Below are 12,651 nucleotides of genomic sequence, written 5' to 3'. Positions count from 1 at the left end.
ATGCCTCGGCTACTCGGCGCCAGTAGCGCCGTCGTTGAGGTACGCGACCGCGATCTGCGCGCCCGCGCGGACGAGCTGCTCGCGGATATCGGCAATATCCTCCAGCTGCACAGCCAGCACGCCCCCGTCGGGCTCGCCCTCAAAGCTTCCCGCCGCCACTGCGACGGTGGGGGAGCCTGCTCCTGCCTCGCGAGCCATCTCACAGATCGCGCCGACGACCTTGCCGCTCGCGGTCTGCGAGTCGAAGCGGCCCTCTCCGGTGATCACAAGGGAGGCAGCTCCGATCAGGTCCGCTACGCCGTTCGCGTCGGCGACGGCTCGCGCGCCGGGCGTGATGTGGACGTGGTTGGCGTCGCCGTGCAGCAGCGTGGAGAGCCACGTGATGCCGATGCCCAGGCCGCCCGCGGCGCCCATCCCCGGCGTAGCGGGGTCGATCCCGGCCACCTCGCACAGGCGGGTCAGGCCCGCGTCGAGGAGTTCGACGTCCTCGGCAGACGCGCCCTTCTGTGGGCCGAACACTGCGGCTGCACCGGAGGGGCCGGTGGCCGGCGAGGTGACGTCGGTAAGCAACAGCCACTCGAGCGCGCCGGCGGGGACATTGACTTTGGCGGTGTCCAGGTCGGCGAGCTGCGTGAGGGAGCCACCGCCCGGCTTGAGCTGGTAGCCGGCCTGGTCGATGGGGTTCGCACCGAGCGCGACGAGGATGCCGGTGCCGCCGTCGATCGTGGCGGTGCCGCCGAGGCCCAGGACGATACGCTTCGCGCCGCGCGTTTCCGCATCCGCGATGAGCACGCCGGTGCCATAGGTGTCGCCGGTGAGCGGTACCGGGTGGTCAGCGACGGCGGGGAGGCCGGAGGCTGCGGCGACGTCAATGTAGGCGGTCTCGGTGGCCGCGTCGTAGGTGTAGGTCGCCTCGGTGAGACGCCCGGCGGCGTCCGTGGTGGGGAGAGTGATGCGCTCACCAGCAAAAAGGGAGGAGGTGCCCTCGCCGCCATCGGCCATGGGTGCGAGGGTGATGTCGGCGTCGCGGATGACGCTGCGGACGCCCTCGCCGAGCCACTGTGCGGCTTGTTCCGCAGTGGCGGTGCCCTTGAACGAGTCTGGTGCAATAACGATGCGCGCGGAGGGCGCTTCAACACCGTCGACGTCATTTGTGATCAAGCTCATAATTTCCCCTTTTTCCGTGCGTGCTGGGATGTTGAGGGCATTGTAGCTGGCGGCCAAGAATGAAAATTCGGCAGTTTTCTATCGCGAGACCGAAACCTACTGTAGGCTGAACCGCGATCCTGAAACCTACTGCCTAACAGGTATTGAAAGGAAAGCTCATGAGCTCGATCGAACAAGAGGTCGCTGGCTACTACGACAAGCTGCTCCAGCGCAACGCCGGTGAGCCGGAATTCCACCAGGCCGTCGCCGAAGTGCTCGACTCCCTGAAGATCGTCCTGGGCAAGGACCCGCACTACGCGGACTACGGGCTCATTGAGCGTCTGTGCGAGCCGGAGCGCCAGATCATCTTCCGCGTCCCCTGGATGGATGACAATAACGAGATCCGCGTCAACCGCGGCTTCCGCGTCCAGTTCAACTCGGCGCTTGGCCCCTACAAGGGCGGCCTGCGCTTCCACCCGTCCGTGAACCTGGGCATCATCAAGTTCCTTGGCTTCGAGCAGATCTTCAAGAACTCTCTGACCGGCCTTCCCATCGGCGGCGGCAAGGGCGGTTCCGACTTTGACCCGAAGGGCAAGTCCGAGGGCGAGGTCATGCGCTTCTGCCAGTCCTTTATGACTGAGCTGTGGCGCCACATCGGCGAGTACCGCGACGTCCCCGCCGGCGACATTGGCGTGGGCGGCCGCGAGATCGGATTCCTCTTCGGCCAATACCGCCGCCTGGCAAACCAGCACGAGTCCGGTGTCCTGACAGGGAAGGGTCTGACCTGGGGCGGCTCCCTCGTCCGCACCGAGGCAACCGGTTACGGCTGCGTGTACTTCACGCAGGAGATGATGAAGGCAAAGGGCGAGTCCCTCGACGGCGCGAAGGTCATCGTCTCCGGTTCCGGCAACGTGGCCATCTATGCAGCGCAGAAGGCGCAGGAGCTCGGCGCCACGGTCGTCGGCATGTCCGACTCCTCCGGCTGGGTCGAGACCCCGAACGGCGTCGACGTTGAGCTGCTGCGTGACGTCAAGGAGGTTCGCCGCGCACGCATCAGTGACTACGCAAAGGAGACGGAGGGCGCGACCTACCACGAGGACGGCTCCATCTGGGACCTCAAGGCGGATGTTGCCCTGCCGTGCGCGACCCAGAACGAGCTGGACGGTGAGCACGCGAAGAAGCTCATCTCCAACGGCGTGAAGTACGTGGCGGAGGGCGCAAACATGCCGTCCACCGCAGAGGCAGTGGAGGTCTTCCGCGCAAAGAAGATCTCTTTCGGCCCGGGCAAGGCCGCCAACGCCGGTGGCGTGGCGACCTCGGCACTGGAGATGCAGCAGAACGCGTCGCGTGACTCCTGGACCTTCGACTACACCGACGGCCGCCTGCACCAGATCATGTCCGGCATCTTCAACGTCACGGCGAACACCGCGGAGGAGTACGACCATGCTGGCGACTACGTCATCGGTGCGAACATCGCGGGCTTTAAGAAGGTCGCAGACGCGATGCTGGCGCAGGGCGTCATCTAACCGCCGCAGTCGTTGGACACTGGTTCCGCCTTCGCTTCGCGCGGGGCGGATTCCAGTAGGCTATTGAGCTATGTATCGCGTATTTGAAGCACTGGACGAGCTTGTCAAGACTGTTGAGGGTGCATACGGCGTGCCAATGACCGCCAACTGCATGGTTCCGCGCAACGAGATGCTCACGCTTCTCGACGACATCCGGGAGTCCCTCCCCAAGGAGATCGATGATGCGCAGGACGTCCTGGATAAGCAGGACGAGATCCTTATTGGTGCCGAAAACCGCGCGGACCAGCTCGTGGGCGACGCGAAGGCGGAGGCAGACCACATCCTCGGGGACGCACAGTCCCAGTCCGAATCCATGTTGAGCGACGCGCAGGCGCAGGCCACCTCGCTGGTCGCCCGTGCCGAGCAGGACGCGGAGAGCATCACCTCGCGCGCTCAGGAGGAAGCGGACTACGCGCTCGACAGCGCCCACACCGAGGCCGAGCGCCTCGTTGAGGACGGGAAGCAGCAGTACCAGCGCTCCATCGACGAGGGCCTTGCGCAGCAGGAGCACCTCATCTCCGAGTCCGAGGTCATGCGCCGCGCCGACGAGGAGGCGCACCGCTTGGTCGAGCAGGCGCACTCCGAGTCGTCCCGACTGCGCGGCGAGTGCGACGACTACGTGGATTCCAAGCTGGCGGAGTTCGAGGAGTCGTTGTCCTCCGTCCTGCGCACTGTGTCCTCGGACCGTTCCGCGCTGCGCCGTGGTGCCGGTGCAGCCGGTACGTCGCGCGACCGCGGTGACAGCAGGGGAGACGTAAGGACGGACCATTACGATCCTCGCGGCTACCCGCGCAGCGGCCGGAGCCAGCGAGCTGACCGCGGAAACCGTGAGTAGGATACTGGCTGTTATGGCTAAGAATCCTTTCATTGTTGATGTCGCCGACGCACTCCACGGCGACGGAATGCCAGTCACCGTCCACCTGTCCGGCCCGAGCCCGTCGAGGGTGGGGCCGGAGATGATTGCCCTCCCGGAGGGCCAGGAAGTGGAAGTGGATGCGACCATCACCCCGCTCGGCTCGGGCGTGCTCGTGGACGCCAGCCTGACCGCTCAGTTCAAGGGCGAGTGCGTCCGCTGCTTGAAGACGCTGACGCCCACGAAGACACTGCAGATCTCGCAGGTGTTTGAAGGCGACGACGGCTTCATCGTCGGCGATGCTGAGGCCGAGGAGGACCAGGGCTCGGGCGATGAGATCCGCCGGATTGAGGACGAAACGGTTGACCTTGAGCAGGCGTTTGTGGACGAGGCGGGCCTGACCCTGCCGTTCAACCCGGTTTGCGAGCCAGAGTGCGACGGCGACACGGGGGTCCCCGACCCGGACGGCGTGTCAGGGGAGGAAAACAACCTGGTCGACCCGCGTTGGGCCGGTTTGGAGAAGTTCCTGTGAGCCGTTCCCGCAAACACAAACTCTCCGGCGAGGAAGCCCTTGCGCAAGCCTTCGCCGCAGTGGACCACTCGCCGCTGCTCGAGCGCATCGGCGTGCAGCTTGACGACGATTACCTGCGCCTCGCCCTGACGCACCGCTCCTTTGCCAACGAGCACGGTCACCTCCCAAACAACGAGCGCCTTGAGTTCCTCGGCGACGCCGTGCTGGGGCTGTCGGTGGCCACGAAACTGTTCGAGCTCTATCCGTCACGGCCGGAGTCCGATCTGTCTCCGATGCGTGCGGCCATCGTGTCGCGCTACGGGCTGGCGGACATCGCCCGCGAGATTGACCTGGGCCCGCACATCCTGTTGGGCAAAGGCGAAGAGGCCACGGGCGGCCGGAAGAAGGACTCGATCTTGGCCGATACGACCGAGGCCCTGTTTGGCGCGATCTACCGGCAGCACGGCTTCACCGCGGCACGGGACGTCGTGCTCCGGTTGTTCGACGACAAGCTGCAGCACGCCACCGTCTCCGGCAAGCACAAGGACTGGAAGACCGAACTGCAGGAGCGCCTCGCAGAGCTGAAGGCCCCGTTGGCGGAGTACCGCGCCACCTCGGTGGGCCCCGACCACGACAAGACCTTTACTTCCGACGTCTTCGTCGGCGAGGAGTCCCGTGGCCGCGGTGTCGGCCCGAGCAAGAAGCTGGCGGAGCAAGAAGCGGCGCGCAACGCGGTCCGGTTCCTCCGCGACCACCCCGAGGCCGTGGCGGGCACCGCCAAGGAGCACTAAGTGCCCGAACTGCCAGAGGTGGAGGTGGTCCGCCGCGGGCTCGATCGCCACGTGGTCGGCCGCACGTTCACCGCGGTCGAGGTGCTGCACCCCCGCGCGGTCCGCGGGAACACCCACGACCTCGCAGCTGTCCTGCCCGGAACAACCATTACCGGCACCGGGCGGCGCGGCAAGTTCATGTGGCTCACGCTGGATTGCGCCGACGCCCTTGTCATCCACCTCCGCATGAGCGGGCAGATGCTCGTCGGCGCTCCGGGCAGCGTTGACAGCCCGCACCTGCGCATTCGGGCCCTGCTTGGCGGTTCCGGCCGCGATAGCGCAGTGGCAGGGGAGCCGCTCGAGCTGGACTTCGTGGACCAGCGCACCTTCGGGCTGTGGCAGTACGCCCCGTTTTCCGGCGATGTGCCCGAACCAGTCGCGCACATTGCCCCGGACCCGTTCGAGGACGACTTTGACGCGGTTGCAACGGCGCGCCTGATTCGCACGAAACGCTCGGCGATTAAGACGGTGTTGCTCAACCAAGAGGTGGTGAGCGGGATCGGGTCGATTTATGCCGATGAGGCGATGTGGGCGGCGGGCGTGAGGCCGTCGAAAAGCGCCCGCTCGCTGCGCCAACGCGACACCATCGCGCTGTTGGACCACGCGCGGGACGTGATGGCACGCGCCCTCGAGCAGGGCGGCACCAGTTTCGATTCCCTCTACGTCAACGTCAACGGCGCCTCAGGGTACTTCTCGCGCTCGTTAAACGCATACGGGCAAGCGGGCGCACCGTGCGCCCGTTGCGGGACCCCCATCGAACGGATGGTGGTGGGCGGGCGCTCCAGCTTCTACTGCCCCCAGTGCCAACGCGGCTAACTGCCCGCCCACGAATGTGGGGAAGCGTACATCGTCGTTGCGAGTTTCCTCATATCACCCATTAAGATTCCCGCCATGGAATCCGCAACGTCGTTTGTGAACGACTCGCTCAATGGCATCATCTGGAACGTCGTTCCTTGGCTGCTCCTGGCAGCCGGTATCTACTTCGGCCTCCGCACCATCTTTGTGCAGATCCGACTCCTGCCTGAAATGCTCAAGGCGGTCACCGAGACACCAAAGGGCAAGGACCGCGAGGGCCGCGACCTTGATGAGGAATACGGTGGCATCTCCGCGTTCAAGGCCTTCACTATCTCCGCAGCGTCCCGCGTGGGCACCGGCAACATCGCCGGCGTTGCGCTGGCCATCTCCGTCGGCGGGCCGGGCGCCGTGTTCTGGATGTGGATCATCGCCCTGGTCGGCGGCGCTACCGCGTTCGTCGAGTCCACGCTCGCGCAGCTGTGGAAGACCAAGGACGAGGACGGGAACTACCACGGCGGCCCGGCCTACTACATGACGCGCGGGCTGAACTGGAAGCCGCTGGCCGTCATCTTCGCCGTCGCGCTGTCGCTGACCTACGGTTTTGTGTACAACGCCATTCAGACCAACTCAATCGTGGAGGCAGTCGGCGGCTCGTTCAACACCGACTCCGTCGCCATGAAGTGCATCGTCGCCGCGGCGGTTGCGGCGCTGACGGCGATGATCATCTTCGGCGGCGTGACCCGCATCGCGAGCGTGACGCAGATCATCGTGCCGTTCATGGCCATCGCGTACATCCTGATCGGCCTGCTCGTGATCATCATGAACATCACCGAGGTGCCCGGGATGTTCGCCCTCATCGTCGGACACGCCCTCGGCCTCAAGCAGGTCGCCGGCGCCGGGCTGGGCGTCGCGTTCGCCCAGGGCATGCGCCGCGGTTTGTTCTCCAACGAGGCCGGCCAGGGCTCCGCGCCGAACGCGGCGGCGACCGCGACGGTGTCGCACCCGGTCAAGCAGGGCCTGGTGCAAACCCTCGGCGTGTACTTTGACACCCTCGTGGTCTGCACCATCACCGCCTTTATCGTGCTGCTCGGCCCAGCTGTTTCCTACGGCAACGATGACATCCAGGGCGCGTCGCTGACCCAGTCCGCGCTGGCGGACAGCGTCGGCGCGTGGGGCACCCACGCCGTCACCTTCATCCTGTTCTTCCTCGCCTTCTCCTCCGTGATTGGCAATTACTACTTGGCGCAGGCCAACGTGGAGTACCTCACCGACTCGAAGCTCGTCATGCTGCTCTTCCGCCTCGGCGTGATCGGCTTTGTCATCTTCGGCGCCTTCGGCTCGCTGCCGCTCGTGTGGGCGCTGGGCGACACCATGGCGGGCACCATGGCAATCATCAACATCATCGCCCTCGTCCCGCTCGGCGGGGTGGCCTTCAAGCTGCTGAAGAACTACAACGAGCAACGCGCCAAGGGCGTCGACCCGGTCTTCCACCGGGACATGGTCCCGGGGCTGAAAAACGTGGAGTACTGGGACGGCTCCGACCCGGTCACCCGCCGCAGCGCGGAGGACCTGAAGGTGGCGGATCATCCGGATCAGTAGCCGCGGCTAGTGTGGTGGCATGACTGAACAGCGTGTGAGAATGACAGCCCACGTCCATGGACACGTCCAGGGCGTGGGTTTTCGTTGGTGGACCCGGTCCCGCGCCCTGGAGCTGGGGCTGCGCGGGTACGCGAAGAACCTCGCCGACGGGCGTGTCGAGGTTGTTGCGGAGGGGGAGCGAGGGAGCGTCGAGAAGCTTTTTGCGCTGCTGAACGAGGAATCGTCGACGGCGAAGCGCCCGGGGTGCGTGGAGTTTGTCGGCGTGCAGTACGGCGAGCCGAAGGGGCTTTCCGGCTTTGAGGAACGCTAAGGACGGGCTGCGGCCCGGGCAGGTACACTGACGCCAATGCACCTGAAATCGCTGACGCTCAAAGGATTCAAGTCCTTCGCTTCAGCGACCACGATGAAATTCGAGCCCGGAATTTGCGCCGTGGTGGGGCCGAACGGCTCCGGCAAGTCGAACGTCGTGGACGCGCTCGCGTGGGTGATGGGGGAGCAGGGCGCGAAGAACCTGCGCGGCGGGAAGATGCAGGACGTGATCTTCGCCGGCGCCGGTGACCGCAAGCCGCTCGGCCGCGCGGAAGTCACCCTCACCTTTGATAACTCGGACAAGCACCTGCCCATCGAGTACACCGATGTAGCGATTACGCGCCGCATGTTCCGCGACGGCGCGTCCGAGTACGAGATCAACGGGTCCAAGGCCCGGCTGATGGACATCCAGGAGCTGCTGTCGGATTCCGGCATCGGCCGCGAGATGCACATCATCGTCGGCCAGGGCAAGCTCTCCGAAATCCTGGAGTCGCGCCCCGAGGAGCGCCGCGCCTATATCGAGGAAGCGGCGGGGGTGCTCAAGCACCGGCGCCGCAAGGAGAAGGCGCAGCGCAAGCTCACCGGCATGCAGGCGAACCTCGACCGCCTTACCGACCTGACCGAGGAGCTGGGCAAACAGCTCAAGCCGCTGGCCCGTCAGGCTGAGGCCGCGAAGCGTGCCGCCACCGTGCAGTCCACGTTGCGCGAGGCCCGCATGTCGCTCGCTGGCCACCAGGTGGTGACGCTGCGCAGCACGCTTCTCGACGCCACCCGCGCCGCCGAACTCCTCGCCGAGCAGGTCGAGACCGCGACTGCCGCACTGGAAGAAGCGGAGCAGACGCAGGCGGAGATCGAGTTCGAGCAGGAGGAGGCGCAGCCGCAGGCGGAGCAGGCCCAGCAGGTGTGGTTCACGCTGTCCACCCTGGCGGAGCGTGCCAATGCGACAGTCCGCATCGCCACCGAGCGCGCACAGAACGCGGGCGCGCAGGTGCCCTACGCGGGCCAAGACCCGGAGGAGCTGCTGCGCCGCGCAGCATTCGCCGACGAGGACTACGCCGAGGCGCTTGAAGCTGCAGAAGAGGCCGCCGAGAGGCTCGAGACGCTGCGCGAGGAGGTCGCGGAGAAACAGGAAGCGTTCGACGCCGCCGAGCGCGAGCACATGGCGCAGGTGCGCGCGCTCGCGGACCGGCGCGAAGGTGTGGTGCGGCTGCTCGCGCAGGAGGAATCGCAGCAGAGCGCGATCACCGCGGCCGAGGAGGACGTGGCGCGCCTGACCGAGCTGCTCGAAGAGACGCGCACCCGTGCCCGCGCGGCGGAGAAGGAGGCACGCGAGGCCGCCGAGCAGGTGGCCAACGTGGATACGCAGCGCGCACCCCTGGACGAGGCCCATGTGCGCGCCTACACGGAGTCGGACGCCGCCGACAAGCGCCTCGAGCAACTGCGCGCCCAGCAGCGCGAGCGCGAGCGGGCCGTGTTCACCCTGGAGTCGCGCATCTCCACGCTGCAGGAACAGGCGCCGAAGCAACCGGCGGCGGAGGTCATCAGCGAGGCGGCCCCGCTCGCGGGACTGGTCACCGCGGAACCGGGCGTGGACCGGGCACTGTCCGCCGCGCTCGGCCAGTACGCGGAGGCATTGGCCGGCGACGTCACCGCGGAAACGGTCGAGCTCCTCGCGGATGCGGCCCGCACCGTGGTGATCGACCGCAGCGGCGGCAGCGCGTGGCGCCTCGACGCGGAATCCCCGGTGGACTGGCTGCTTGACCACCTGCGCATCGAGGCGTCGGTGCTGGGGCCGGTGACGCGTTTGCTTGTCGACGTCGCGCTCACCGACGACCTCCCCACCGCCCGCCAGCTGGTGGACGACGACCCCCGGCTTCGCGCCGTTACGCGCGACGGCGTCGTCGTCGGCGAAGGTTGGGTCGCCGCCGGCACCGGCGCCACCACCTCGGTGGAAGTGAGCGCCCAGATCGAACGCGCCCGCGAGGAACTCGACGTGGCCCAGGCCCAACTTGAGGAGCTCTCGGGCACGCTGGAGGGTGCGAAGCTGGCCGCGGAGGACGCGCGCGTGACCGCCGCGAGCGCGAAGGCGGCGCTGCGCGAATACGACGCGGAGTCTGAGCGCCAGCAGCGCGACCACGAGCGGCTGGAAAAGCAGTGGCAGGCCAACAAACACGAACATGAGCGTGCTGCGCAGCGCGCCACGGAGGCAGAGGCCCGGCTCGCCGCCCGCCGCGAGGACTTGGCGCAGACTCGTGACCGACTTGCCCGCGTCAACGATGAGGACACGCCCAGCGAGGAGCCGTCGTCCGCCCAGCGCGACGCGGCGCAGCAGGAACTGAACCAGGTCAAGGCGATGGAGATGGAGGCCACGCTCGCCTCCCGGTCCGCGCAGGCCGAGGCGGAGCAGCGCGCAGGGCGCGGCGACGCCCTGCGCCGGCAGGCGGAGCACGAGAAGCAGGCGAAGGCACGCCACGACGCGGCGATGCAGAAGCGTCGCGCGCAGGCGGAGCTCGCCCGCACCGTCTCCGAGCAGGGCCGCGACCTGATCGCCCGGATCCAGGACGCGTTGTCCCGTGCGGCGGAGGAGCGCGACCGGTGGCAGGGGAGCGTCGTCAAGCTGCAGGCGCGACTGCAGCAGGCCCGCAGCCAGGTCTCGGCGGCCCGGCAGCAGCTCAAGCGGCTCACCGACAGCGCGCACAATTCGGAGATTGCGCAGTCGCAGGCGCAGGTGCGTATCGACGAAGCCGAGAAGAAGATCACCGAGTCCCTCGGCGTTGCCATCCCGGACCTCCTGCGCGATTACACCCCGGGAGAGGATTTCGATGAGGCCGCCGAACAGGCGCGGCTGAAGCAAGCCGAGAAGGATCTGCGCGCGCTGGGCAAGGTGAACCCGTTGGCGCTCGAGGAGTTCAAGGCGCTCGAGGAGCGCTACTCGTTCCTGTCCACGCAGCTGGATGACGTGATCAAGGCGCGCGAGGATCTCACCGGCGTGATCAACGACGTCGACGCGCAGATCCTGCAACTTTTCACCGAGGCGTGGAAAGACGTCGAGGACGAGTTCCCGCGCGTCTTCCACACCCTGTTCCCGGGCGGCGAGGCGCGGCTCGTGCTCACCGAGCCTGACGACATGCTCGCCACCGGAATTGAGATCGAGGCGCGCCCGCCGGGCAAGAAGGTTAAGCGCCTGTCCTTGCTCTCCGGCGGCGAGAAGTCGCTCACCGCGCTCGCGTTCTTGGTGGCCATCTTCCGCGCCCGCCCCAGCCCGTTCTACGTGCTGGATGAGGTCGAGGCAGCGCTTGATGACGTCAACCTTCGCCGCCTCATCGCCCTGCTCAAGGAGCTGCGGGAGGACTCGCAGCTGATCGTGATCACGCACCAGAAGCCGACCATGGATGTGGCGAACGTGCTCTACGGCGTGACCATGCGCGGCGACGGCGTGACGCGCGTCCTGTCGCAGCGAATGCAGCCTGCGGCTGACTAGCTCCGCCGCGCCTGGCACTATGGGTGCCATGGATATGGAACTAGCAATGAACTCGCCACTGCTGTGGATCATCGTCGCGATCATCGTCGTTGTCCTCATCATCGTGGGCATCGTCGTGGTCGGGCGCCGCAGGAAAGAAGAAAAGACCGTCTCCTTTGAAAAGACGGAGGAGCCGAAGGAGCTCACCCAGCAGGAGAAATCCGGCAATTACCAGGCCAAGGGTGGTTTCAATTTTGCGCCCGCCGCCGCCCCCGACGCACCTGCGAAGGAGCCGGTCAAGGAGCCAGTGCTTCGCAACGAGCCCGTGGCCCCAGTAGCCAAGGAAGAGCCGAAGGCTGCAGCGGCTCCCATCCCGGAACCTGTCGCGGAGCCGGTGGAGGAGCCGGTGGAGGATCCGGTTGCGGAGCCGGTTGAGGAGCCCGCACAGAACGAGGCGCCGGTGGAAGCCGCCGACCGCGACACCAGCAATCCCAGCGACTCCAGCGACACCGACGAGACGGTCGTGCTGAACACTGACGAGCCGGAGGCCTCCGAGACCGTCGTGGCCCCGGAGGACGTCGCGCCCACCGAGCAGGAGACCGAAGCCACCGAGGCCGCCGAAGCCGCTGCTGTGACCGCCGAGAGCGCCGGCGCTGCGCGTGAAGCGGGTGCTGAGCCGAGTGATGAGGTGGTCGTCGAGAAGCATGACGCCCCCGCGGAAGAGCTCGACGAGATCGAGCCTGCTGCCGGGCGCATTGGCAAGCTGCGCGGGCGCCTGTCGCGTTCGCAGAACGCGATCGGGCAGGGCTTGCTCGGGATCCTCACTGCCGGCGACCTCGACGAGGACGCATGGGAGGAGATCGAGGACACGCTGATCATGGCGGACCTCGGCACCAACCTGACCCTGCGTGTCACCGAGAATCTGCGCGAGAAGATCGCGGAGCGCGGCGTGTCCACGGAGGCTGAGGCCCGCGCGATGCTGCGCGAGACGCTCATCGAGGCCGCGCGTCCGGACATGGACCGCTCTATCAAGGCGATGCCGAATGAGGGCAAGCCCGCCGTCATCCTGGTCGCCGGCGTGAACGGCACCGGCAAGACCACCACCACCGGCAAGCTTGCGCGCGTGCTCGTGTCCATGGGCCACTCCGTGGTGCTCGGCGCAGCCGATACGTTCCGCGCCGCCGCTGCCGACCAGCTGGAGACCTGGGGCCGCCGCGTCGGCGCCTCGACCGTGCGCGGTAAGGAGGGCGCGGACCCGGCGTCCGTCGCCTTCGACGCGGTCGCGACCGGCGTGCAGGAGGGCGCGGACGTGGTGCTCATTGACACCGCCGGCCGCCTGCACACCTCCACCGACCTCATGGACCAGTTGGGCAAGGTTAAGCGCGTAGTGGAGAAGAAGAGCAACGTCGACGAGGTGCTGCTCGTGCTCGACGCCACCGTCGGCCAGAACGGCATCGCGCAGGCGCGCGTGTTCCGCGAGGTCGTTGACATCACCGGCGTCGTCTTGACCAAGCTCGACGGTACGGCGAAGGGCGGCATCGTTTTCCAGGTCCAGGAGGAGCTCGGCGTGCCCGTCAAGCTCG

10 protein-coding genes are annotated in these 12,651 nt (G+C 67.0%); 9 read left to right on the top strand and 1 reads right to left on the bottom strand.

What is annotated here, in order from left to right:
- Positions 1 to 9 precede the first annotated feature (9 nt).
- Positions 10 to 1,167 (bottom strand): glycerate kinase family protein, encoded by a 1,158-nt coding sequence (locus tag EAW56_RS08520; protein WP_122086123.1) that lies wholly within the window; start codon positions 1,165 to 1,167, stop codon positions 10 to 12.
- Positions 1,168 to 1,325: 158 nt separating this feature from the next.
- Between EAW56_RS08520 and gdhA the strand changes: the two genes are divergently transcribed.
- The 9 genes from gdhA to ftsY all read left to right on the top strand — a co-directional run.
- On the top strand, positions 1,326 to 2,672 hold the full coding sequence (gene gdhA, locus EAW56_RS08515; protein ID WP_122086121.1) for an NADP-specific glutamate dehydrogenase: 1,347 nt from the start codon (positions 1,326 to 1,328) through the stop codon (positions 2,670 to 2,672).
- A gap of 70 nt (positions 2,673 to 2,742) precedes the next feature.
- Entirely contained in the window at positions 2,743 to 3,546 is an 804-nt protein-coding gene (locus tag EAW56_RS08510; RefSeq protein WP_122086120.1) for a DivIVA domain-containing protein, read from the top strand.
- A 13-nt stretch (positions 3,547 to 3,559) separates the two neighbouring features.
- Positions 3,560 to 4,096: a YceD family protein gene (locus EAW56_RS08505; RefSeq protein WP_122086118.1), complete on the top strand. Its 537-nt coding sequence runs from the start codon at positions 3,560 to 3,562 to the stop codon at positions 4,094 to 4,096.
- Entirely contained in the window at positions 4,093 to 4,866 is a 774-nt protein-coding gene (gene rnc, locus EAW56_RS08500; RefSeq protein ID WP_095277509.1) for a ribonuclease III, read from the top strand. The genes EAW56_RS08505 and rnc overlap by 4 nt, the downstream gene beginning before the upstream one ends.
- Complete coding sequence (mutM, locus tag EAW56_RS08495) at positions 4,867 to 5,721, top strand: bifunctional DNA-formamidopyrimidine glycosylase/DNA-(apurinic or apyrimidinic site) lyase (protein WP_095536782.1); 855 nt, start codon at positions 4,867 to 4,869, stop codon at positions 5,719 to 5,721.
- Between the two features lie 75 nt (positions 5,722 to 5,796).
- A complete protein-coding gene (locus EAW56_RS08490; RefSeq protein ID WP_122086117.1) occupies positions 5,797 to 7,299 on the top strand; it encodes an alanine/glycine:cation symporter family protein in 1,503 nt (500 codons plus the stop codon).
- A gap of 19 nt (positions 7,300 to 7,318) precedes the next feature.
- Positions 7,319 to 7,609, top strand: a complete 291-nt coding sequence (locus EAW56_RS08485) for an acylphosphatase (RefSeq protein ID WP_122086115.1) — start codon at positions 7,319 to 7,321, stop codon at positions 7,607 to 7,609.
- Between the two features lie 36 nt (positions 7,610 to 7,645).
- Positions 7,646 to 11,089, top strand: coding sequence for a chromosome segregation protein SMC (gene smc, locus EAW56_RS08480; protein WP_122086114.1), 3,444 nt, complete (start codon positions 7,646 to 7,648; stop codon positions 11,087 to 11,089).
- 46 nt (positions 11,090 to 11,135) lie between these two features.
- The coding region (gene ftsY / locus EAW56_RS08475; RefSeq protein ID WP_122086112.1) for a signal recognition particle-docking protein FtsY at positions 11,136 to 12,651 on the top strand (1,516 nt) is incomplete at its 3' end.

The organism is Corynebacterium gottingense (assembly GCF_003693265.1).
Lineage (GTDB): Bacteria > Actinomycetota > Actinomycetes > Mycobacteriales > Mycobacteriaceae > Corynebacterium > Corynebacterium gottingense.
Note: the sequence above shows the minus strand (reverse complement) of the source record. Positions and strands in the feature narration are given on the sequence as shown.

Coding starts and splice junctions, on each gene's coding strand:
- EAW56_RS08520 (WP_122086123.1), bottom strand. CDS start 1,167: ATGAGCTTGATCACAAATGACGTCGACGGTGTTGAAGCGCCCTCCGCG.
- gdhA (WP_122086121.1), top strand. CDS start 1,326: ATGAGCTCGATCGAACAAGAGGTCGCTGGCTACTACGACAAGCTGCTC.
- EAW56_RS08510 (WP_122086120.1), top strand. CDS start 2,743: ATGTATCGCGTATTTGAAGCACTGGACGAGCTTGTCAAGACTGTTGAG.
- EAW56_RS08505 (WP_122086118.1), top strand. CDS start 3,560: ATGGCTAAGAATCCTTTCATTGTTGATGTCGCCGACGCACTCCACGGC.
- EAW56_RS08490 (WP_122086117.1), top strand. CDS start 5,797: ATGGAATCCGCAACGTCGTTTGTGAACGACTCGCTCAATGGCATCATC.
- EAW56_RS08485 (WP_122086115.1), top strand. CDS start 7,319: ATGACTGAACAGCGTGTGAGAATGACAGCCCACGTCCATGGACACGTC.
- smc (WP_122086114.1), top strand. CDS start 7,646: ATGCACCTGAAATCGCTGACGCTCAAAGGATTCAAGTCCTTCGCTTCA.